The 23,046-nt window shown below is 40.8% G+C and carries 22 protein-coding genes; 21 read left to right on the top strand and 1 reads right to left on the bottom strand.

Annotated elements, in window-relative coordinates; translation table 11 throughout:
* Positions 1 to 245: 245 nt before the first annotated feature.
* The 13 genes from EHO65_RS01750 to EHO65_RS01685 all read left to right on the top strand — a co-directional run bounded on the left by EHO65_RS01750 (position 246) and on the right by EHO65_RS01685 (position 13,415).
* Positions 246 to 827 carry a peroxiredoxin gene (locus EHO65_RS01750; RefSeq protein ID WP_135756006.1) on the top strand — a complete coding sequence of 194 codons (582 nt, stop codon included), beginning with the start codon at positions 246 to 248 and terminating at the stop codon, positions 825 to 827.
* A 179-nt stretch (positions 828 to 1,006) separates the two neighbouring features.
* Entirely contained in the window at positions 1,007 to 2,419 is a 1,413-nt protein-coding gene (sufB, locus tag EHO65_RS01745) for a Fe-S cluster assembly protein SufB (RefSeq protein WP_135772507.1), read from the top strand.
* Positions 2,420 to 2,466: 47 nt separating this feature from the next.
* Positions 2,467 to 3,369 carry a tetratricopeptide repeat protein gene (locus tag EHO65_RS01740; protein ID WP_135772506.1) on the top strand — a complete coding sequence of 301 codons (903 nt, stop codon included), beginning with the start codon at positions 2,467 to 2,469 and terminating at the stop codon, positions 3,367 to 3,369.
* Between the two features lie 8 nt (positions 3,370 to 3,377).
* On the top strand, positions 3,378 to 4,439 hold the full coding sequence (gene rlmN / locus EHO65_RS01735; protein ID WP_135772526.1) for a dual-specificity RNA methyltransferase RlmN: 1,062 nt from the start codon (positions 3,378 to 3,380) through the stop codon (positions 4,437 to 4,439).
* A gap of 31 nt (positions 4,440 to 4,470) precedes the next feature.
* Complete coding sequence (locus tag EHO65_RS01730) at positions 4,471 to 4,767, top strand: Cys-rich protein (protein ID WP_135772505.1); 297 nt, start codon at positions 4,471 to 4,473, stop codon at positions 4,765 to 4,767.
* A 40-nt stretch (positions 4,768 to 4,807) separates the two neighbouring features.
* Entirely contained in the window at positions 4,808 to 6,541 is a 1,734-nt protein-coding gene (locus tag EHO65_RS01725; protein ID WP_135772504.1) for an ArnT family glycosyltransferase, read from the top strand.
* A 314-nt stretch (positions 6,542 to 6,855) separates the two neighbouring features.
* Positions 6,856 to 8,304, top strand: a complete 1,449-nt coding sequence (locus EHO65_RS01720; protein ID WP_135772503.1) for a M20/M25/M40 family metallo-hydrolase — start codon at positions 6,856 to 6,858, stop codon at positions 8,302 to 8,304.
* Between the two features lie 68 nt (positions 8,305 to 8,372).
* Positions 8,373 to 9,275 (top strand): lysophospholipid acyltransferase family protein, encoded by a 903-nt coding sequence (locus EHO65_RS01715; protein WP_135625598.1) that lies wholly within the window; start codon positions 8,373 to 8,375, stop codon positions 9,273 to 9,275.
* Positions 9,236 to 10,441 (top strand): helix-turn-helix domain-containing protein, encoded by a 1,206-nt coding sequence (locus EHO65_RS01710; RefSeq protein WP_244243400.1) that lies wholly within the window; start codon positions 9,236 to 9,238, stop codon positions 10,439 to 10,441. Before EHO65_RS01715 ends, EHO65_RS01710 begins: the two co-directional genes overlap by 40 nt.
* A gap of 92 nt (positions 10,442 to 10,533) precedes the next feature.
* Positions 10,534 to 11,421 (top strand): YHYH protein, encoded by an 888-nt coding sequence (locus tag EHO65_RS01705; RefSeq protein ID WP_135772502.1) that lies wholly within the window; start codon positions 10,534 to 10,536, stop codon positions 11,419 to 11,421.
* A gap of 12 nt (positions 11,422 to 11,433) precedes the next feature.
* Complete coding sequence (locus EHO65_RS01700) at positions 11,434 to 11,985, top strand: toxin-antitoxin system YwqK family antitoxin (RefSeq protein WP_135772501.1); 552 nt, start codon at positions 11,434 to 11,436, stop codon at positions 11,983 to 11,985.
* The gene (locus EHO65_RS01695; protein ID WP_135772500.1) at positions 11,963 to 12,670 is read left to right on the top strand and encodes an SCO family protein; all 708 of its coding nucleotides are present in this window, start codon (positions 11,963 to 11,965) and stop codon (positions 12,668 to 12,670) included. Before EHO65_RS01700 ends, EHO65_RS01695 begins: the two co-directional genes overlap by 23 nt.
* Before the next feature lie 346 nt (positions 12,671 to 13,016).
* On the top strand, positions 13,017 to 13,415 hold the full coding sequence (locus EHO65_RS01685) for a type II toxin-antitoxin system VapC family toxin (protein WP_135772498.1): 399 nt from the start codon (positions 13,017 to 13,019) through the stop codon (positions 13,413 to 13,415).
* Between the two features lie 46 nt (positions 13,416 to 13,461).
* On the opposite strand, the gene EHO65_RS01680 is transcribed toward EHO65_RS01685, so the two are convergent.
* The gene (locus EHO65_RS01680; RefSeq protein ID WP_244243399.1) at positions 13,462 to 14,310 is read right to left on the bottom strand and encodes an endonuclease/exonuclease/phosphatase family protein; all 849 of its coding nucleotides are present in this window, start codon (positions 14,308 to 14,310) and stop codon (positions 13,462 to 13,464) included.
* A 312-nt stretch (positions 14,311 to 14,622) separates the two neighbouring features.
* Here EHO65_RS01680 and EHO65_RS01675 point away from each other — a divergent pair, with 312 nt between their 5' ends.
* From EHO65_RS01675 to EHO65_RS01640, 8 genes are all read left to right on the top strand, one after another.
* Positions 14,623 to 15,129: a cytochrome c3 family protein gene (locus tag EHO65_RS01675; protein ID WP_135647505.1), complete on the top strand. Its 507-nt coding sequence runs from the start codon at positions 14,623 to 14,625 to the stop codon at positions 15,127 to 15,129.
* Positions 15,130 to 15,148: 19 nt separating this feature from the next.
* On the top strand, positions 15,149 to 18,211 hold the full coding sequence (locus EHO65_RS01670) for a TAT-variant-translocated molybdopterin oxidoreductase (RefSeq protein WP_135772497.1): 3,063 nt from the start codon (positions 15,149 to 15,151) through the stop codon (positions 18,209 to 18,211).
* A 26-nt stretch (positions 18,212 to 18,237) separates the two neighbouring features.
* Positions 18,238 to 19,605, top strand: coding sequence for an NrfD/PsrC family molybdoenzyme membrane anchor subunit (nrfD, locus tag EHO65_RS01665; protein WP_024863936.1), 1,368 nt, complete (start codon positions 18,238 to 18,240; stop codon positions 19,603 to 19,605).
* Positions 19,605 to 20,156, top strand: a complete 552-nt coding sequence (locus tag EHO65_RS01660) for a DUF3341 domain-containing protein (protein WP_100724964.1) — start codon at positions 19,605 to 19,607, stop codon at positions 20,154 to 20,156. The genes nrfD and EHO65_RS01660 overlap by 1 nt, the downstream gene beginning before the upstream one ends.
* A 10-nt stretch (positions 20,157 to 20,166) precedes the next feature.
* Positions 20,167 to 20,760, top strand: coding sequence for a c-type cytochrome (locus EHO65_RS01655; protein WP_135772496.1), 594 nt, complete (start codon positions 20,167 to 20,169; stop codon positions 20,758 to 20,760).
* A complete protein-coding gene (locus tag EHO65_RS01650; protein ID WP_135772495.1) occupies positions 20,760 to 21,983 on the top strand; it encodes a hypothetical protein in 1,224 nt (407 codons plus the stop codon). The genes EHO65_RS01655 and EHO65_RS01650 overlap by 1 nt, the downstream gene beginning before the upstream one ends.
* An 11-nt stretch (positions 21,984 to 21,994) precedes the next feature.
* Positions 21,995 to 22,519, top strand: a complete 525-nt coding sequence (locus EHO65_RS01645; protein ID WP_135772494.1) for an Lsa16 family lipoprotein adhesin — start codon at positions 21,995 to 21,997, stop codon at positions 22,517 to 22,519.
* A 102-nt stretch (positions 22,520 to 22,621) separates the two neighbouring features.
* Positions 22,622 to 23,035, top strand: coding sequence for a hypothetical protein (locus tag EHO65_RS01640; RefSeq protein WP_135772493.1), 414 nt, complete (start codon positions 22,622 to 22,624; stop codon positions 23,033 to 23,035).
* The last annotated feature ends 11 nt before the right edge of the window (positions 23,036 to 23,046 follow it).

The following is a 23,046-nucleotide window of genomic DNA, read 5'->3' as shown; positions in this document are numbered from 1 at the left end:
CGCAAAGGCGCTAAGACCGCTAAGGTAGGTTTTTAAAAACACCATTTAATATCTTCTTCTCTTTGCGGCTTCGCGTGCAAAACTCTCCGTCTTCTCTGTGAACTCCGTGCGAAAAACTCCTAAAACCTGAAATTCTGTCTGGAAATCGAGATTGGTTGAAAATTGTCGATTTGGAGAAAAAAAGAAAAACTGCTTTCCATCCTAACTGTCTAAATTTAGAATGATTCTAAATAGGAGAGAGCAAAATGCCTCAAGTTACTTCACTCGCACCGGACTTTAAAGCAGAAGCCGTAATCGGCCAGCAAATCAAGGAAATCAAACTTTCCGACTATAAAGGAAAGTGGGTTGTTCTATTCTTCTGGCCCCTCGACTTCACTTTCGTATGTCCTACTGAAATCATCGAGTATGATGCAAAATTGGACGATTTCAAAAAAATCGGAGCGGAAGTTCTGGGAGTTTCCGTAGACAGCGCTTTTACTCACCTTGCATGGAAGAATACTCCTCGTAAACAAGGCGGATTAGGTGATATCAAGTATCCTCTAATTGCAGACATAACCAAGTCAATCGCAAGAGATTACGGAGTTCTTTTAGAAGGCGGAATGGCTTTGAGAGGAACCTTCATCATCGATCCTGCTGGAGTGATCCGTCAGTCTACCATCAATGATCTTCCTGTAGGAAGAAATATTGATGAAGCAATCCGTTTAGTGAAAGCTTTCCAATACGTGGAAAAACACGGCGAAGTTTGCCCTGCAAACTGGGACGAAGGAAAGAAAACCATGAAAGCGGATCCAGAAAAGTCCAAAGAATACTTCTCTGCGGTAAACTAATCCATTCTTACGGAAATCCGGTCTTAGGACCGGATTCTCCTTTCTAATTTCTCCTGGTCACCCACCGTTCCCCTTAAAATCTTGTTATATAGCCCTCATTCGGGCAAAACTCGCACTTTGACTTTCGGAAAGGATTGCATCTTTCCTTCTAAAAGTCTAAGATATGGGAGAAGAATATTATGGCACAAGCACTTGAGATCATTTCCGACGAAGATAGATATTATCGTGCGGATAATTTTCCCAAAGGACTTACACGCAAAGTGGTGGAGTCCATCTCCCATATTAAAAATGAGCCTGCTTGGCTGACTGAATTCCGTCTAGAAGCATTTAAAGTTTATGAAAGTAAACCTTTGCCTGGTTGGGGATTTTTTCCTAACTTCAAAGTGGATATAGACGAGTATGTGCATTATATAGGCGCAAATCATAAGAAGAAAAAATCCTGGGACGAAGTAGATCCTGAAGTATTAAAAAGTTTTGAAAGACTTGGGATCCCTGAACACGAAAGAAAATACCTGGCCGGGATCGAAGCCATGGAAGATTCCGAGACTGTTTACGCTAACGTTAAAAAGGAACTTACGGATCTTGGGATTATTTTCTGCGATATAGATACTGCTATTCGTGAATATCCTGATATCGTTCGTAAATATATCGGGACTGTAGTTTCTATCGGGGACAATAAATTCTCCGCATTGAACTCTGCAGTATTTTCCGGAGGATCTTTCGCTTACGTTCCGAAAGGTGTTAAAACTCCTATGCCTTTGCAGGCATATTTCAAAGTGAGTGCTGCTTCTTCCGGCCAATATGAAAGAACTCTTTTGATCGCAGAGGATGGAGCAGAGTTAGAATATTCGGAAGGATGTTCTTCTGTTCAGGACAAAGGCACAAATTTTCATACTGCTGTAGTGGAACTGATCGCTCATAAGAATTCCAAAATATTCTACACTACTATCCAGAACTGGAAAAAGAATATGTATAACTGGACCGTTAAACGTGGCCTTTGTCATGAAGCGGCTCATATAACATGGACGGATGTGAATATCGGCGCTAATACGATCAAGTATCCTGGTATCGTATTACAAGGTGATAATTCTACAGGGGATATTCTATCCTTAGCCTTTGCAGGTTCCGGCCAGATCCAAGATACAGGTGCAAGAATCATCCACGTAGGTAAAAATACTCGCAGTAATATTCTGGCAAAGGGTGTTTCCTTGGATGGAGGGATCAACTCTTACAGAGGTCTTGTAAAATTCACTACTGGTTCTTCAAACGCATACAGCCATGTGAAATGTGACGGTCTAATGATGGATGATCGTTCTCAGTCACATGCGTATCCTTATAATGATGTGAGCGGGCAGAATGGAACCTTAAACTATGAGGCGACTGTTTCTCGTATCGATGAGGATCAGTTATTCTATCTTCAGTCCAGAGGGCTTTCGGAAGACGATGCAAAACTTCTTATCATCAATGGTTTCTGCGAAGGTGTGACGAAACACTTAAACGTGGAATATTCTGTGGAGATGACTAGGCTTATTAGAATGATTCTGGAAGATGGGAAAGTTATTTCCGAACATTCGGATTCTGCTGTTTCCTGACCGGAAAAAAGCTGGTATTCCTTTTAAAATCCGGTCATACAAATCGTATGCAGAAAGTATTGGGCATTTTCTTGGTGGTCGGTTTGATCCTGGCGGGATTTCAGATCTTTTCTCCGGAAACGGTTTCTTCTAATAGTCCGGAACAAACGAGTTCTTCGGTAAAACCCGATGAACAAGAAGTAAAAACTGAAACTCCTAAAGCGGTGTTTTTTTGGATCACTTCTACTATCAGCTCCTTTCTGGACCAATTAGAGAAAGAATCGGCAAACAGTAATAGCAGTCCTGAAATTCTCTCCGAACAGGAATTGAAGGAATTATTCCAACAAGGTTTAGATTCTTATAATGCATCCGAATATGAAAATGCGATTTCCCAATATGATCGTTATCTTGCAGTGAATCCTAAAAATTCTTCCGCAGTATATAACCGGGGCCTAAGTAAATATTATTTGAATCGATACAGCGAGTCTGAAACTGATTTCGATTCCGCATATTCTTTGGATGATAAAAATCTGGATGCATTATATTATAGAGGTTTAAGTCGTTTCGGATTGGAAAGAAAAGAAGAAGGTTTAGAAGACTTAAATAAAGCCATCGATTCTGGTTTGATAAAGTCATACGCATTTGCAGAAAGAGCGATCCAGCTGGGTATATTAGAAAAAGCGAAAGAATCTTTAGCCGACGCCAAAAAAGCGGTACAATTAGACCCGGAATATCCTAGAGCGATCTTTGCCTTGGGATTTGCGTATTATGCTTCCGGAAAATATAGAGATAGTATAGATTCTTATTCCAAAGTTTTGAAAATCCTACCGGATGATTCGATATCATATTTTAATCGTGGATTGGGTTATGCTGCCTTAAAAAGGAAAACCGAGTCTTGCAAAGATTATAAAAAATCCTGGGATCTAGGATACGAAAACGCAGAAAAGCAATATAAGGATTTTTGCAAGTGAACGAAACCATTCCTAATACTGAGATCCAGGAGAATGGAACTGGAAAAATCCCGGTCAAGGGCCATACTCTCGAGGAACTCACTCAGCTCATTTCCGAGCTGGGCGAAAAACCTTTTAGAGCAAAACAAATTTATAATGGATTGTACGCCAATCGTTATGAGTCATGGGAAGAGTTCTCTACGATCGGTAAGGATTTAAAAGAAAAATTAAAGGAGAAGTTTAGCTTCTCCTCCATCAGCGTTGCGAAACATTTAAAATCAGTGGATGGGACCCAAAAATTCACATTCGAATCGGTTCCAGGAAGTGGAAAAGAATTCGAATCAGTTTGGATCCCTTCCGGAGATGGTGGAAGGAAAACGATCTGTATTTCTTCTCAAATAGGTTGTACCTTAAATTGCAAATTCTGCGCCACAGCAAAACTTCCTTATATGGGGAATTTAAAAGCAGGAGAGATCATAGACCAGATCCTTCAGGTAGAAAAGATCGTCGGTGATAGAGCCACAAACATAGTGTTCATGGGAATGGGCGAGCCTATGCATAATTATTTTAATGTAATGCGTGCAGCAAAACTTCTTCATGATGGAGACGCTTTGGGAATGGGCGCTAAAAGAATTACGATCTCCACTTCGGGAGTAGTAAACGGTATTCGCAGATTTATTGAAAACAAAGAGCCTTATAATCTTGCAATCTCCCTCAATCATCCTGATCCGAATGGAAGAAAAGAGATCATGGATATAGAAGAGAAGTTTGCACTTCCTGAACTTTTAGATGCTGCTTTAGAATATACCAAAGTTCTTAAACGAAGGATCACATTCGAATATGTGATGATCCCAGGCGTGAACATGAGTGCCGAAGACGCCAAAAAATTAGTGAAGATCGCAAGAAGACTGGATTGTAAAATAAACGTAATCCCTTTGAATACTGAGTTCTTCGGTTGGAGAAGACCCAGCGATCAGGAGATAGATGAGTTTTTGCGCCATCTGGAGCCTGCTGGAGTTCCTATTTTGAACAGAAGGTCCCCTGGAAAAGACATCAATGGGGCCTGCGGAATGCTCGCCGCAAAAAGTTGACCTTAGATCCGTATCGAATAACCTAGCTGGAATGAGGCTGTCCCTTTTTTCGACCTTATTCTTATTTTCTTTTATTATGATCGGATTCACCGATTGTAAAGATCCCTACCAACAAAAATGCCAAGAGATCTGCGGGTTCTTCACCTCTTGTGTAGAAAAACAATTCGAATCCAAGGGACCCATGGAAGCTTCCCAAAAAAGTTTCATGCAAATTGAATGTGAATCGGGATGTTTGAGAGAACAAGGATACGCGATGCCTTGTTATGAGTCCGAAAAAACATGTACCGGATTTACACGTTGCCTTATGGAATCCGGGCTCATGGATTGATATTAGCGTTTTTCTATTAAGTTTGGAGTATTATAAAAATATGAATTTCGTTCAAGATAGGAAAAACGTTCCGTTTTTGAAATGGTCTACTGGATTTCTTTTAGCAGTTGCTGTTCTGCCCTTATTTTTGACATTTCCTTTGGATGTGATCGATATAGATTCCTCCCAGTATGCGGAGATCGGCAGGGAAATGACCGATAGCGGGAATTGGTTTTTTATCCGGGATAATGGAAGAAGATACCTGGACAAACCTATCCTTACTTTCTGGAAGATCAGTTCTTCTTTTACTCTTTTCGGTCAGAATAATTATGCATTCCGTTTGCCTGCAATACTTATGACCTTACTCTCTCTCTGGGGAGTGTTTACTATAACTAAGTTATATTCAGGAAATATAAAACGTGCTTGGATCTCAGTTTTCTTGTACGCTTTATCTCCCGGATTATACGCGATGGTTGTGGATCCTAAAATAGATGTGTATGTGACTCCATATATCATTTTAGTATTCGCTTTTTATTATTTAGGGACCAAGAAGAATTCTGCTTACTATTATGCGATGTATCTTGCCATGGGACTCGGCTTTATTACAAAAGGGCCGATCGCAGTTGTGATCCCGGGGATCGGAATTGGCGGCGACATTCTTTTCAGAAGGGATTGGAAAAGACTTCTTGGGATGAAATTATTCCCAGGCGGGATATTGGCCTTACTTCCTCCGTTTTTATGGTCTATTCCTTTGTATTTGGAATTTAATACTTACGGGCCTTATTTCTTTCTTTGGGTCCAATCTTTCGGTCGTTTTTATATCAAGATGTACGACCAAAAGTTCAATCCTCTATTCTTCTATTCTAATTTCTCTTGGGCATTCGGAATATTCATATTACCGTTCCTTTTTTGGATCGGATCGAATTTGTACGGATTTATAAAAGAGAAAGGAAAAGGTCTGTTCTCGAATATTCTAAAAAATGAATGGAAGGAGAAGGATTTTGTTCCTGCATTCTGGCTCTTCCTATTTTTGTTCCTGATCAGTTTTTCCAAATACCAATTGCCTCAGTATATTTACTGGTGTCTTCCCGCGGGAGCAGTCGTTGGTTCCGGATTTTTACTTAAGCTGATTGAAAGTCCGGAAGGATCTCTTTCTTTCATAGGTAAAATTTTAGTTTATCTGACTAGTTTAGGATTCATATTTGCAGGGATCTTGTTTCCGATCTTAGTTTTAGATGTTCCGGTTTCTTATTATGTTTGGGTGGCGATTTATCTGGGAATTGCAGCGATTGTTTTATTGTATTTTAAAATGGACGCAGTGCTTGGCACCTTAGTTGTATCCGTCTCCTTCTTCTTCACTTTAGTAAGTTTGTATGCCTATCCGTTGCTTGTTTCTTATCAACCCTCTAAGGAAGTAGGGGAGATTATCCAAGAAGCGGAGCCAGGAAAAGAAAAGTTTTTGATGTTCGGTGTTCCCGCTTCCAAAAGATCTTATGCATTTTATGCAAAACGTATCACTCGGACTTTATTCGATCCGGAAGTTCTTTTCGAAGCTTTGCAGAAGGATGGAGAAAGAATGATACTCGTTTCCGAAAAGTATCTGCCTCATTTCGATGAATTCACTGCAAATCGAGTGGATTTGGATATTTTTGCGGAGTATGAGAGTTATAAGGTGGCCACTCCTGAGTTCGGTTTCTTCTTAAAATCAAAAAGGGATTCTTTGACTACAAAGGTTTATTTAGGAAAGATCCGGTTTAAGCCTGGGAAAGAGACCGCGACAACGAATTCAAAATAATTCTTTTTTTCTAATTTTGAGAAAAAAAGTATAAGGGAAATTTTACAAACCCACCGAATTCTTAAGTAGGCTTTGTTATGAGCCTGGTTTGGTTTTGGTCCCAGGGTCCTCCTGGGGCTACTTTTCCCTCTTATCTATAATATTTTTTCACACAGAGCTCACAGAGCTCACGGAGAACACGGAGTTAGGGAAGTGTTTTACTTTGTGGAAGAGTTAGTTCTATTAAAGAGTCTCCGTGCTCTTTGTGACCTTTGTGCGAAAACCCGCTAAAGTAAATTATGGACGTTAGATGGATAATCTCTTAAAACTGGAGAATGTCCAAAGATCGATCCTTCTTTTGCCGTTTAGGTCTTATCGTTTGCCTCTTTCTTTTTATAGAATGTGTAACTTCTCCCATTAAAAACACCCCTCTTAAAGAAGAGAATCATATCCTTTCTTGGAATAAGAGAGAAGCGGAAACTATTAAAATTCTCACAGATCTGATCCGGATCAAATCAGTTAGAGGGAACGAAAAACAAGTCGCAGAATATATCAGGTCGATTTTCGAAAAGGAAGGGATCAAGACTAAACTTATCTCCGAACCCGGGTTTCCGGATAGAGTGAATCTTATTGCCGAGTTAGAGCCAAATGTTCCAAGTTCCGAAAAAGGTTTAATCCTTGGAAACCATTTGGATGTAGTAGAAGCGGATCCTAAAGAATGGGAAGAAGATCCTTTTGCGGGAACTATCAAAGAAGGTAGAATTCACGGAAGAGGCGCGTTGGATTGTAAAGGCCTCATTGTGATGCAGATCATTTCTTTTTTGGAACTTAAAAGATCCGCAGTTCCACTTAAAAGAAAAGTAATGTTCTTAAGTATGGCGGACGAAGAATCCGGAAGTGAAAGAGGTGCTAGATTCTTATTAAAAGTACATCCGGAATTATTTAAAGGTTACGGATATATGCTGAATGAAGGGAGTTTCGGTACCAAGGATGTTGCCATTCCCGGAAGTACTATCTTCAATATCCAATATGCGGAAAAAGGAAATCTTTGGTTGAATGTGAAGGCTAAAGGAGACCAAGGGCATGGCAGTACTCCAAGTCAAAATTATCCGAGCCTAAGGCTTTTAAAATTTCTAACAGAAGTTTTGGAATACGACACAGAAATTCGGATCTCCGAAGAGACCCAAGGTTTCTTCTATCAACTCGGAAGTATCAGCTCTTTTCCTAAATCATTTATATTAAAAAATTCAAATATTCCAGTTTTGAGAAGATTATTATACGGACCTATTCGTGCAAGTAGGCAGTTGAGCGCGATCACTCGAAATACTAAATCTGTTTCCGGCCTGAAAACAGAAGAGGGTAAAGGCCATAATGTACTTTCTTCTTTAGCGGAGGCAAAACTGGATGTGAGACTTCTTCCTGGATTTGATCCTTTGGAATATTTGAAAGAGATCCGTAAGATCGCGGAAAAATATGAAGTTGAAGTGGAGCCTGCTTCCACAGTGACTTCCGATAAATCTAAACTGGATTCTATTCTTTTCCAGACGATTGCATCTGTCGCGACTCGTAAAATCCCTGGGAGTGTTGCCGCTCCTTTTATTTCTCCAGGCAAAACGGATAATGCGTACTTTCGTCAGATTGGTATGGAATGTTATGGTCTGATCCCTGTTCTTTTAAGTGAAAAGGAACTCGCTATGCTTCATGCAAAAAATGAAAGTATTAGTTTGGAGAATGTCCAATTGGGAACTCAAATTATATTCGAGATCCTATACCAGATGAACTGAGGGTCTTTTTGCTTGTCAAGGAATAAGGACCGAGCCCTTATGTTCGAAAAACAAGAATTGGATCTACCTTGGTTCGTTATATTATTCCCTATATCTTTTTATACTTATTTTATCTTCCGTTCAGAATTCTACCTTATAGAGCCTGTTTAGTTTACGGAAGATTTTTAGTACGTCTTCTTTATCCTCTCGCTAAAAAACATCGTAAGATCGCATACGATAATATTTCTTATGCGTTTCCGGATTATTCGGAAGAAAAGAAAAAGGAACTCGTATGGAAAAGTTTTCTTCATATAGGTGACCTTCTCGCTGGTACCTTATTTGCTCCTCGTTTGAGTCGTAAGTGGATGGATAAATATCTGGTTTATGATGCGGAGTCTTTGGCGATCGAGCAGAAAACGATCCAAGACGGAGTAGGGGTTGTTTTGATCTCGGGACATTTTGGTACCTGGGAAATTCTTGTGCAATTTATGGGAATCAGAATGAAGGGAGGAGGGATTTATAAAAAAGTCCGAAATCCTTATGTGGATAGACTCATTCATAAATTAAGAAGTAAGAATGGGATCAAATTAGTTTCCACAGAAGAATCCAGCCAAGTTACTAAAATGTTAAAACAAGGTTATTGGGTAGGATTTGGTTCCGATCAGAATGCAGGCAAGGTTGGGATCTTTGTAGACTTCTTCAATCGAAAAGCATCTACCTACCAAGGTCCTGCATTGATGGCCTACTTAACCGGCGCAAAAATGTTACTCTATTCGGTTTTATGCGGAGAAAAAGGAAAAGTTATGGTACGAGTTAAGGATCTTGGCTTCGTAGATAAATCCGCGTTCTCCGATAGAGAAGCTGCAATTCGTCATTACACTGAAGTTTGGACGAAAGCATTGGAAGAAGAAGTGAAACTGTATCCTGAACAATATTTTTGGGTACATAGAAGATGGAGAACCAAACCGGGGGATTTTCCGGGTCAAATTTAGTCATGGTTCCTGCGATCCCGATTATCTCATTTACGATCTGCGTTTTTTCCGCTTTTCTGATCTTTACTAAAAGACCTAGATATTCTTTTGATTCTATCTATTCAGTATTTACGATCTTTCTCGCGGCTCCTCATCTAGGACATTTGTTGGTCCATAGATTCGAATGGGGACCTGAGTTTTTGGATTTTTCCATCCTGTTTCCTTACACCTATGGTCCATTATTATTGCTTTATATTCAAAATCTAACGACGGAAGGTAGAAGTTTCAGAAGAACGGACCTTCTTCATTTTGTTCCATTTGTAATCCTGCAATGTATACTTTTATCTAGATTATTCTTTTTTCAACCTCAGGAAGAAGAATTTGATCCTCATGATTGGCATAGACCGAGTAGGGGATTCCACCCAAACGGCGGGTTATTAGTCACTTCTATGTTAGTGTATTCAGTTTGGACTTTCCTACTTTTGAACCGCCATAGGAAGAATATAGTAAATCATTTTTCTAATATAGATAGTATTAAGGATTTACGATGGATGTATTGGACTTTGGTACTGTTCGTAATATCCGCAGGAGTCCATTTTTTGTTAGAAGGTTTGCTGTTTACGGATCTTCCTCCCGAAACTTACGAACCTAGGTTAGTTCGAGGAGCTGCGGTATTGGCATTTTCCGTTTTCTTTTGCTGGTTTGGAGTAAGACAAACCGTGGTTTACACCCATAGAGAACTTCATGCGTTTAAAGAAAAAACTTTAAATGAAGAAGAGGGGGTAGAAGAAGAACGTAAAAAATATGAAAAGTCAGGGCTAAGGGAAGATATGGTCCCTGAATTTCTTTCTAAGATCCGAAATTATATGGAGTCTGAAAAACCTTATAAAGATTCTGAATTCTCCATCGACCTACTTTCTGAAAATACGGAAATTCCTCGGTTCTATATAACACAAATATTAAGCGAAACGCTGGAAACAAATTTCTATAATTTTGTTAACGAGTATAGGATCAAAGATATCATTTCCGCTTTGGGAAATATTTCGGAAGAACGTCCTAATTTTTTGAGACTGGCCCTTGAGTATGGCTTCAATTCCAAGTCCACGTTTAATACTTCTTTTAAAAAAGTCACAGGAAAGACACCAACTCAATATTTGGAAGAAATTTCCAAAATCGTTTCCGCCTAAAATTTTAAAAATATGGTTCGAGCCGATTGGGACGGTCGAATTCGTACGAAAGATTTCGTAGATTATTCTAAACTAATAAGTTTGGAGTAATTATGCTTCGTTTACGATCTATTCTATTAACCGCAGTCGCAGCCTTTGTGTGGAACTGCGATAGCTCCGGAGGAAGTGATCTTTCTTCCGCTGCGGTTTTATTATCATCTTCTTCTCAATGTACACCTACAACCACCACTACAATGCCTACAACTCTTACGGACAATTCTTCATGTTCGGCTGCAATCGATATTAACCCTGACGACAGAGGTTTTGGGGGGCCTACCTGTGAGACACATATTGCTGCAGAGGCTCCTTGTTGGATGAAAACCAGTTTCCATTGTGTGACCATAACTGTTGAAGGTTCCAATTATGTGATCACAACGAATGATAAACCTCCTCATAAAAGTTCATATTATTCAGTGGCTTCCGGGTATAACGAGGCGATAGACACTGCTGGTGGTTTCCATACAAATCCGAATACTATCATATCTCAAAATATCACCATGACGATCCCAACTACTCCTACTGTTACGGATTGTACTCAATCCAATGCAGGAACGGATTCAGTGGGAATTACAACATTAGGTGTTGTGATCTTTAATAACCAGGCAGCTCCGGGGGATTCTTTTGCGACTGAATATTACACGATGGATCCTTCCCAAGGCCACCCTCAGAATACTGGAAAATATCATTATCATACAGAACCTTATAAGATCACGAACGACGATGATAATTTAGTAGGGATCATGTTGGATGGTTTCCCGATCTATGGAAAGAAAAACCAATCAGGCTCTTATCCTACATTGGATTCTACCACTCATACAACTTCTTGCACTACTACCGAATTTGTAGATGCAACGTATTGTTATCACGTAGAAAACAATACAGGTCTGAACGGATACATTATTGGAAGTTACTTCAAAGGAACCCCAGGTTCCGTAGACTGATCAGAGGTCTGATTGAAGTTCTATTTATTTGTAATCTGTTTTCTTCTAGTCGCTTGCGATCCGGCTCGGGTCGCAAGTACGGATCCTTCTATTACTCGAAATGGAAGATATGTTTTTTATAGAGGAGAAAAATTCTACGGACTTTTGGAGTCCAGGACAGAAGAATTAGGGATCATTCGAGTGACTTCCTATAAGAACGGTTTGCCTGACGGGATCGAAAAAGATGTACATTCCAACGGTCAAGTTTTGGCAGAAAGAGAATTTTCTGCGGGGAAGAAGATCGGAACTCACCTAGGATGGTTCCCCGACGGTAAAAAACGTTTTCATAATGAATACTTAGAAGGGCAATTCCACGGTCCCCAATGGGAATGGAGAAACTCAGGATCATTGTATTCATATGCAAAATTCGATCATGGAAAAGTGATCGGAAAGAAGATGTGGAGAGAGAACGGACAAATCTATATGAACTTTGTGATATATCAGGGACGAGCGTATGGAATGACCGGTGGAAAATTATGCAGTCAGATCCGAGGAAATGAAGATGGGAACACGATCTTATTCTAAAATTTTATTCTGCAGTTTGATTTTTATCTCTCTTTTTATCAATTGTTCGAAAGATCCAAAAGACGAATATTCGGAAGAGATCACAGACTTCTCCCTACCTCAAAAAGATAAACTTCCTTTATATTATGGAAAAGATCTACAGCCTGTTTGGGAGAATAAAAATTCTTCGAAGCCGCGAGAAATTTCTAAATTTATAATGAAGGATCAAGAGGATCAAAATGTCTCCGAGGGTCTTTGTAGGGGAAAAATCACGGTGGTTTCCTTCTTCTTTACAAAATGTGCAGGAATATGTCCGACGATTACAAACAATCTGAGTTTAGTGCAAAAAGAATTCGAGGCCGATCCTAATATCCAAATTTTATCCTTCTCCGCTACACCTGATTTGGATTCTCCCAAGGTATTAAAAGAATACGGTTCGAAACGAAAGATCCGTTACGAAAAATGGAAACTTCTGACCGGAAACCAAAAGGAAATTTATGCTTTAGCAAGAGACTCCTTTAATGCAGATACTGCGATCCCGAAAGAAGACGCCAAAAAGAAACTCACTGAAAATGATTTTCTTCACTCGGATCATGTATATCTTTTAGATTCACAACTTAGATTACGTGGAATTTATAACGGTAAGATGAAATCTTCTATCCAGGAATTGAATTCGGATATAGAAGTTTTGAAACGAGAACTTTGATTCCGCTCCAAACGTAAGACAGCTTGAGTTCGTGTTAGCTACCAAATTCGGTGGTAACACGAACTTGGAATAGATATTCCGCGAGATCGAGATGATTTGAAGACATTCTGGTTGACGCATTAAAAAAATGTAAATATCCTTGGGTCATGAAAAAGACAGCAACAGGACTCAAATATCAATTTCCTTTGGAAGGGTTTGAACAAGAAACAAAGCCTTCTACGAAAGACCGAATCCCAACAAGCAAAGTTGGAAAACCCGAAAAGAGAAAACTAGGAATCTTAAAAGGAAAAGCCTCCTTTGAGATCTCCGATGATTTCAAAATGACAGATGAGGAATTTCTGAGTCTGTGAATTACCTTTTGGATACTCACGCGATCCTATGGGTTTTATTTCAACCCGAGAATCTATCCTATACAGTAGAATCGGAAATTTTAAATCAGAGGAATCGGATCTTTATTAGTAGTATTTCTTTGTGGGAAATTTCTCTGAAATTTTCTCTAAGAAAGATGGACTTGCAAGGAATAACACCAGAACAATTGCCTAAAAAGATCCGAGAAGCTGGATTTGAATTTATCGAGGATTCTCCTGAGATATTTGCGAATTATTATAAATTACCGACCGGGAAACATACAGACCCATTCGATAGATTTCTGGTGTGGCAAGCGGTAAGTTTTGATTTTGTGTTTATTACAAAAGATAGATATTTAAAGGAATATAACCCTCTTGGCTTAAGATTGTTTTGGTAAAGAGACGTCCGTCATATACAATTTCCGGCCGCACTACTAATTTAAATTATCTCTCTAACAACAGTTCAGCACTCACCGGGCAATGATCCGAAAGGCCTTTTTCCGAACTTGGATTTCCGTCAAAATTGCCGTCATCAGATTCAAACTTGGTTTGGACAAAACTTCCCTGTTGCCAATCCATATTAGTGATCAGGTAATCTATAAATCCGTCATGGTGTTGCCAACAATCTGATTTTTGTTTATAGTTCGCTATTTTCAATTTCAGATTTCTTTGAAGGATCTTCAAAAGATCCACTCTTCTTTCCAATACCTCATTAAAATCTCCTAATAGAACAAATTTGCCCAGAGAAGGTAGAATATCCTTCAGAGCGAGTATCTGTTCTTTTCTTTCCTTCTTATCTTTAGGAGAATGGCCGGCTTTTAAATGAACTACTAGGACAGAAACTTTCCTACCGTCGAAATTGAACTCTGCAAGTAGTCCTTTTCTGAGGCCAGGGCGAATAGAAAGTTGTTCCAGTTCGCTTATGATCGGCTTGCCCAGCTCTTTTTTCCAGCAAAGACCTAGTTCCTGAGAGTAACCCGGGGTAACAGTTGCAGTACATTCATATTCATTTATTATAATATGATGAAGTGCGGTCTCATTTTCTATTTCTTGGAATCCGATTATATCGGGATGATTGGATAAAATTATCTTTTTAATCTTCGCAAAATCTTCTTCTGTTCTATGCTTTCTATCTTTGGGGAATTTATGCGAGTCTCCTATCTCATCATATAAAAAGTATGAATTGAAGCTTGTGACTTTAAGTTTTTTTATCTGACCTTTCGCGATAGTGGAGATTGTTATTAGGAAAGCGAAGGGAATTCCCAGAAATAGGATCAGTGCGCGGTGCATCATTCTTTCCAAATTAGATTTTTGAATTCATATTTTAGTGATTTAGAAAGTAAAATCCAGGAATTTTCTTAATATTAAGAACGATCGTTCTAATCACATCTATTATAAACTTAGGTTTCGTATTCGAGATCTTTTATCTTCTAAAATAGACTATACTAAGTATAAATAACATCAATTTAATTGATACTAAGTCTCATATAAAAATGCAAGAAATCGCCAAACCAATCGCGTTTTTACGTGTTTACTTGCAATTTTAACCGAAGCCAAAATCCTTGTTCCCAAACCTTATTTTGGAACCCACGGGACTTCTCACGAATGAATAAGAAAGCTTTGAAACTTTCGGTTCCGCTTATTGCTATTGCAGCAGTGGCTTACCTGATTTTTTCTCCCTCCAAATATGTAGGCTACTCTCCGGATCAGCCTATACCTTTTAACCACAAGATTCACGCAGGTGATAATAAGATAGACTGTCGTTATTGTCACACTGGTGTAGAAACAAGCGCGCACGCAACGGTTCCGAATACTTCAACTTGTATGAACTGTCACTCGCTTGTTGCAAAGAACAGCCCAGACATCAAATTTTTGAGCGAGAGTTATTCGAAGAACAAACCGATCGAGTGGGTGAAAATCCACGACCTTCCGGATCATGTTCAGTTCAATCACTCTCGCCATATCTCAAGAGGCGTGGATTGTTCGCAATGCCACGGCAATGTAGCTGAAATGGTCAAGGTCAAGCAGGTAGCATCCCTGAATATGGGATACTGTATCAACTGCCACCGGGAGAACAACGCTCCTACCGACTGTTCCACCTGCCACAGATAATCAGGAGATAGCATAACAGATGGATAAAAAGAATTTCCAGAAAGAAAAGAAAGCTCACTGGCTCTCCCTCGAACTGAAAGATAACGATAAAGAAACGAAGGATCTGGCGCGCTCTGAATTTTTCACTTCTCCGGATCCAGTCATCGCAAGGATTAAGTCAGGGGAATTTGATCGTAAGACCTTCCTTAAATTGATGGGTGCGGGAGTCGCGATGACTTCCTTAAATTGTGTACGCAAGCCTGTCGAAAAAATCGTTCCTTATGTGGATCTGAAAACCGACGAAGGTACTTTCGATTTCGTAAAACACGGACAAGCATACTACTATGCTACCGTATTCAACGGAACCGGTTACTTAGTAAGATCTAAAGACGGACGTCCTCTAAAATTAGAAGGAAACGAAGATCACCCTGTATCTCAAGGTGCTCTCGGCGCTTCCGGACAAGCTGCTATTTTTGATCTATATGATCCGGATAGAGCACAAGGTCCTGCGGCAGTTTCCGGCGGAAAAGTGGAGAATATCCAGTGGGCCGCTTTGGATTCTAAAGTTCAGGAAGCTCTTTCTAAGAACAAAGGTAACACTGTAATCGTAACAAGACCTCTTGATTCTCCTTCTACCAAAGCGATTATCGCTGACTTCTTAAAAGTAGTAGGTGGGGGACAACATTTAGAGATCTCTATCACTTCTCCAGAAGATGCGATCTCCAAAGCTCAGGCTGCTTCTTACGGAAAGGCACTTGTTCCTAACTATAACTTCGAATTGGCGAACACTATCCTGTCCATCGATTGCGATTTTATGGGCGGATGGTTGTCTCCTGAAGAACACCAAAAGGATTTTGCTAAACGCAGAAACCTAAGAGATGGAGCAAAAGATCTTAACTATTTCATCGCTGCTGAATCCATTCCTACTATGTCTGGATCTAACGCGGATCTTAGACTTCCTATTCGTCCTGGTGACCAGTCCAAACTGGCTCTTGCAATTGCTGCAGGTTTGGGAGAATTAGGAGCGAATACCAAAGATATTACCGGAGCTTCTACTGTAGAAAGTCTCGCTGGTGATCTTGGAGTTAGCGCAGAAGGTATCCGCAAAACAGCAAAAGCTCTTTGGTCAAACAAAGGCAGATCCCTCGTGGTTGCGGGCGGTCTTTCTGCTTCTACCAAAGAAGCTGTGGATCTTCAGATCCTTGTGAACTTCTTAAACTCTAGCTTAGACAACGACGGTAAGACTGTTGATTATACTTCTCCTAAAAAAGAAGGTTTAGCGGATTATTCCGGTAACTTAAACAAACTTACTGAAGCATTAAAACAAACTAAAGTAGGAGTTCTATTCCTCTATGATACCAATTTGGTTTACCAAGCTGGCGATTCTTGGAAGGACCTTCTTCATAGAGCCGCTTTAACCGTAAGTCTTGCAGACAGAGCGGATGAGACTGCACTTGCTTCCAACTATCTTGCTTCCACTACTCATTTCTTAGAGTCTTGGGGAGATTCAGAAGGAACTAAGGGAATATTCTCTATCCAACAACCTGCGATCCGCCCTCTATTCAACACTCGTTCTTTCGAGGACAGTTTGATCGCTTTCGCAGGCGGCTCTCTCAGCGGAGAAAAATCATTTTACGAATATGTAAAGAACTCTTGGACTAAAAAACTTGGTTCCAAACAGAAATGGGAAGATCTTCTCAGAGTTGGAACTACTGTAAGAGCTAAGGACCGCAGAAAAACTGCAAGTGCTACTCGTGGCTTCAATAAAGCTGCCTTGAAAAAGCCTGCGACTTATCCTGCTGGAATCCGTTTAGCTCTTTATGAGACAAGCTCCATCGGAGATGGTAGAGCGGCTAATAACTCTCTATTACAAGAGCTTCCGGATCCTGTAACCAAGGTTACTTGGGACAACTATGTTGTTATTTCTCCTGCATTAGCAAAAGAGAAAGGGATCCAATCCAACGATGTGGTTTCCGTTAAAACTACTAAAGGTTCTATCGAACTTCCTGCTCAGGTTCAACCTGGTGTGCATAAGGATACGATCGGGATCGCGGTTGGTTACGGTAGAACTGCAGCTGGTAAAGTAGGAAACGAAGTAGGTAAGAACGCTTATGTTCTGGCAGAAGACGGAGTTTTCTCCGGAATCTCTGTAACTTCTCTTGAGAAGACAGGCAAAACCTATAAGCTTGCTTGCACCCAGCACCACCACGTTTTATCACCAGGTTTCGGATACGAAGATCGTCCTTTGGTACAATCTACTTCTTTGGAAGAATGGAAAAAGAATCCTGCTTCCGGAGTGAAAGAATCCGAAATTCCTAAAATCAAAAAAGACGGTAAGATGGTCTACGCAACCGGAGCAAACCCGGTTCATGAATACCCTGGTTACAAATGGGGTATGGCTATCGATTTGACTGCTTGTACCGGTTGCGGTTCTTGCGTCATCGCTTGCCAAGTAGAGAATAATATTCCGGTAGTAGGAAGAGACGAAGTTAGAGTGGGTCGCGAGATGCATTGGCTTCGTATCGACCGTTACTATATCGGTGATCCTGAAAAACCGGAAGATCTACAGATCGCTCACCAGCCTATGATGTGCCAACAGTGTGATAACGCTCCTTGTGAGACCGTTTGTCCAGTTATGGCAACTGTTCATAGTTCTGAAGGGATCAACGACATGGTTTATAACCGTTGCGTTGGAACTCGTTACTGCTCTAACAACTGTCCTTACAAAGTTCGTCGTTATAACTGGGCTCAGCACTGGTATAACGATACCGGAGCCGAAAAAGGATCTAGAACTCCTAGATATCTTGGACTCAATCCTGAAGTTACGGTTCGCGGTAGAGGGGTTATGGAAAAATGTAACTTCTGCGCTCACAAAATCGCAGAGGCTAAAATCCAAGCCAAGAACGAAGGCAGAACTCTTAAAGACGGAGAAGTTCGTTGTGCTTGCGAACAAAGCTGTGCAGCAGATGCGATCAGCTTCGGTAACACCAACGATAAAACTTCTAAGGTTTCCAAACTTAGTGCGGATCCTAGATCTTTCCGAGTTCTCGAGTATTTAAATGTCGGTCCCCAGGTCGCATATCTGACCAGGGTAAGAGCTTAATCCGGAGTAATTAAAGCGCTATGTCTATACCTAACGCAATCAAAGAAGCCCTGGATATCCAACCCTTAGTCACTGGCGGCAAGTCCGTCCGTGACGTTACCGAGGATATCCTCAAGCCGGTCGAAGCTTTCCCCACTTCTCTGTGGTGGAAGGCTTTCATTCTGGCTCTTACCATTACCGTAATCGATTTAGGTATCATCGGATACTTGGTATACGAAGGTCTTTATATCCTCGGGATTAACAATCCTGTAGGTTGGGGATTCTTCATCGTAAACTTCGTATTCTGGATCGGTATCGGTCACGCGGGAACTCTGATCTCCGCGGTTCTTTATCTGTTCCGCCAAGAATGGAGAACCGGTATTAACCGTGCTGCAGAAGCGATGACCATCTTCGCGGTATTAACTGCTGCATCCACTTTGATCATCCACATTGGACGTCCTTGGATGGGATTCTGGTTATTCCCTTATCCGAACGAAAGAGGACCTCTTTGGGTGAACTTCAGATCTCCTCTGATCTGGGATACTTTCGCGGTTTCCACTTACTTGAGTATCTCTCTTGTTTTCTGGTATATCGGTTTGATCCCGGATATCGCAGCTGTGAGAGACAGGGCAACTACACCACTTCGTAGAAAAGTTTATGATATTCTTTCCTTCGGATGGGTTGGATCCAATAAAGCATGGTCTCACTTAGAGACTGTTGCGATGATCCTCGCTGCATTGTCTACACCTCTGGTTCTTTCGGTGCACACGATCGTATCCTTCGACTTCGCGGTTTCCATCGTTCCTGGATGGCACACTACGATCTTCCCTCCTTACTTCGTTGCCGGTGCGATTTTCTCCGGATTCGCGATGGTGGTTACCCTGATGGTAATCGCAAGGGAAGTCTTCCAACTGAAAGATTATATCACCATGAAACACTTGGAAAACATGAACAAAGTGATCATGGTTACCGGTTTGATCGTGGGTCTTGCTTACTCCACTGAGTTCTTCATGGCTTGGTATTCAGGAAACGAATACGAAGGATTTACCTTCGTAAACAGAGCATTCGGACCTTACGGATGGGCATACTTCATCATGTTCAGCTGTAACGTGTTCGCTCCTCAGGTATTCTGGTCTAAAAAACTTAGAAACAGTATCCCTGTAATGTTCATCGTTTCCATCATCGTAAACATCGGTATGTGGTTCGAACGTTTCGTGATTGTAATGACATTACACGCGGACTTCTTACCTTCCAGCTGGGATAAATACATTCCAACGGTTTACGACTTCATGATGTTACTCGGAACCTTCGGTATCTTCTTCACTATGTTCCTTCTCTTCTGTAGATTACTTCCGGTAATCGCAATCGCGGAAGTGAAAACAGTAATGCCTCATAAAGATGGAGGTCATCATTAATGTATACTCCTAAGAAAGAACAGTTTCATACTTTCGAAGAAACAGAACATGGAGTTTTCGGATTATTCGATACTCCAGCTCAGATCATAGACGCAGCTCAAAAAACAAAGGAGAAGGGTTATACCAACTTCGATTGTTTTACTCCGTATCCTGTTCATGGATTGGATGATGCGATGGGTCTTCCACGTTCCGGACTTCCTTGGGTAACCTTCTTCATGGGAATTTTCGGATGCACTGTTGGTTTCTCCATGCAGTATTTAACTCATAAATACGATTGGCCGATCAATATCTCCGGAAAAAGTTTCAACGCTTGGTTTGCTTATATTCCGATCACATTCGAGTTTACAGTGTTCATGGCTGGACTTTCCACAGCAGCAGCTTTGTTCTTCCTGGCTAAACTTCCAAGAACCGGTCGTAAGGTTTTACATCCGGACATCACTACCGACAAATTTGCACTTTGGATCCCTTCCAACTCTGCAAATTATTCAGAAGGTTCAGTGACCGACTTTATCAAAGGCCTCGGCTCTAAACATGTCGAGACGGTGAAATAGGAGAATTTTGATGATTTCACTGCAAAGAATTTTTGCTCTTTCTCTCGCAGGTTTGATACTATGGAACTGCGAGTCTAAGACTCCTCCTATGGAGTACATGCCGGATATGGCTGATTCTCCAGCAAGAGAAGCTCAGGAAGCGGACTCTAATTTTCCGAATAATACTTCCTTACGTCTTCCTCCGGTGGGAGCGGTTCCTCAGGGATATTTCCCTTATGAGTATGCAGGTTGGACACAATCTCTGGATGCTCTTCCAAACAAGGGACTTGCGAATCCTATCAAAGGAGATCTAGCTACTCTTCAAAAAGGGGAGATCAAATACCAAACGTATTGCAGTCCTTGTCACGGTGTTAGAGGACAAGGAAACGGAACCGTAGTAGGTCCTGCTCCACGTTTGAATATGGCTCAGTCTGACGGAAGCCCAATGGCTGCACTAACATCTGCAAGTGCTAAAGGTTATTCAGACGGACAGATCTACCATATCATCACCGAGGGAAAAGGAGCTATGAAAAGTTATGCTTCTCAAGTTCTTCCTGAGGATCGTTGGAAAATCATATTATATGTTCGTAAATTACAAGAATACGACAGAACGGCTGGTAAATAATGGAAGTTAAAGTAGAACAAAACTTAATCAACTTTAAGTTGGATTCCAAAACCAGAAACGCTCTGGTCGGAATGATCCTAGTAGGACTAGCAAGTATCGGTCTTGCGGCATTCGGTCTTGGACATCCTGAACTTCGTCATGAAGGTGGACATTCTAACCCGGCTTGGTCTGCATATCTGGTCGGTGCATTTTTCATTTTGGGGATTACACTTGCAGGGATCTTCTTTACCTCTTTGGCTCATATTACCGGTGCTCATTGGCCGGTAACTCTCCGTAGAATTTCCGAAACTTATGGATTATTCGTACCTGTTGCGGCTGTCCTTCTTCTTGTTTTGATCTTCGGAGCTCATGATCTATATGAGTGGACTCACGCAGAAGCTGTAGAGGCTGATAAACTTCTAAAACACAAAAAACCGCTCTTAAACATCGGATTTTTCTCCGTGATGGTGGTTGTTTTAGGAGCTGCTTGGTCTGCATTCGGATATCTTTTCTATAAGAAATCCGTAACTCAAGACAGTGACAAAGACGTTAAACATACTCAATTCAATGCGAAGTTAGCCGGAGGATATATCATATTCTTCGCTCTTTCTTTCTCCTTAGTTTCCATCATGTTGGTAATGTCTCTTACTCCACACTGGTTCTCTACCATGTTCGGAGTTTACTGCTTCGCAGGAGCTTACCAGGCAGGACTTTCTTCTTTCATAATCATGGCGTATTATCTGAAGAAGAAAGGATTCTTAGGAAACCTGGTGAACGAAAACCATATCCATGACTTAGGGAAATTCTTACTCGGTTTCACAGTATTCTGGGCTTATGTTGGTTTCTCTCAGTTCATGTTGATCTGGTATGCTTCCATTCCGGAAGAAACTTTCTTCTATGAGCAAAGACTGACCGGTGGATGGGAATATCTTACTTTAGCATTGCCTGCAATTAAGTTTGCGGTTCCTTTTATGCTCTTGTTAAACCGTCCAAACAAAAGAGACATCGATTTCTTGGTGAAAGTTGCTCTTTGGGTTATCTTCACTCAAGCTACCGAGATTTTCTGGTTGGTATACCCTGCTAATTTCGTGGATTTCTCCTTCGGAGGATACCTGGTATCTTTAGGATCAGTAGTAGGTGTGATCGGATTATTCGGTCTGGTAGTTCTGAAAAGATTGGAGAAAGCTCCTTTGATCCCGGTGGGAGATCCGAGATTGGAAGAAGCTTTACACCATCACCAATAAGGAAAAGGATCATGAGAAAATTAGCATTAAATATTACGATCCTCGGAATTGCAGCTCTCGCTTTGGGAGCTTGCTCCAACACCGCTCAAATTGTAGGGAATATTAACTGTCCTACATTAGAAAAAGATAAACTGGATCCTAAAGTCGGAATTCTTTCCGACGACCAGTCGGGTTCCGTGCAAATAGAACTCCTTCCTGTTGGAACTGTTGTAAAGGTTTATGATTACAGAAACCATTACTATATCGCGAAAAAATTGGTCCGTATCAAGACAGAGAAAAACGAAGGTTGGGTAGACCCATCTTGTTTAGTTGTCGCGCAGAATCCTGATGATTCAGTTTTCAAATGGGGATATCGTTCCGATTATAAACCTTTCTTAGACAGAGAGGACAGAGACAGATATAATTATAAAAACGATCCTAACGCAGGACCTGATTCAAAAGGAAGATCTGCGGACGGGTTCGAATATGATATCTACAGAAACCTTCCGAAAGATAAGGTTCCTCTGGCAGATCTGGCACCTGAGCTGAAAAAGTAAAAGAAGAACGTTCTTTTATCCGTTTCAAAATTCACAAAACCCCCTCCGAATTTGATTCGTTGGGGGATTTTTTTTGCTATATGAGAAGGGAGAGAAAACACCATGAATAAAAAAATACTGATCCGAAAGTTCGCTGCAGGCTTGCTTCTTCTATTTTTTTCCTGTTCCATCATATTTCATACGATTATCATATCCGGTGCTGTCCCTTTTTCCATAGTATGGGGTGGAAGACTAGAAACCTCGGAACAGATGATCGTATTCGAATCGATCTCAATACTTCTAAATGCAATCTTTCTAATGGTGATCGCTCTCGATTCCAAATTTATTAAACTTCCGATCTCCGGGCGGGTTGTTCGGATCACAATCTGGATCATGGTTGTAATCTTTTCTTTGAATACTCTGGGAAATATATTCTCTTTGAATTCTACTGAAACGACTGTGTTCACTCCAGTCACTTTAGTGATCGCTCTATGCAGTTTGGCTTTGGTCTTGATCCCTTCCAAAGAAGAAGTTTGAGAATTTAATCC

The sequence above is a fragment of the Leptospira andrefontaineae genome (assembly GCF_004770105.1).
GTDB lineage: Bacteria > Spirochaetota > Leptospiria > Leptospirales > Leptospiraceae > Leptospira_B > Leptospira_B andrefontaineae.
The sequence above is the reverse complement of the archived record's forward strand: the minus strand, read 5'-3'. Positions and strand labels throughout refer to the sequence as shown.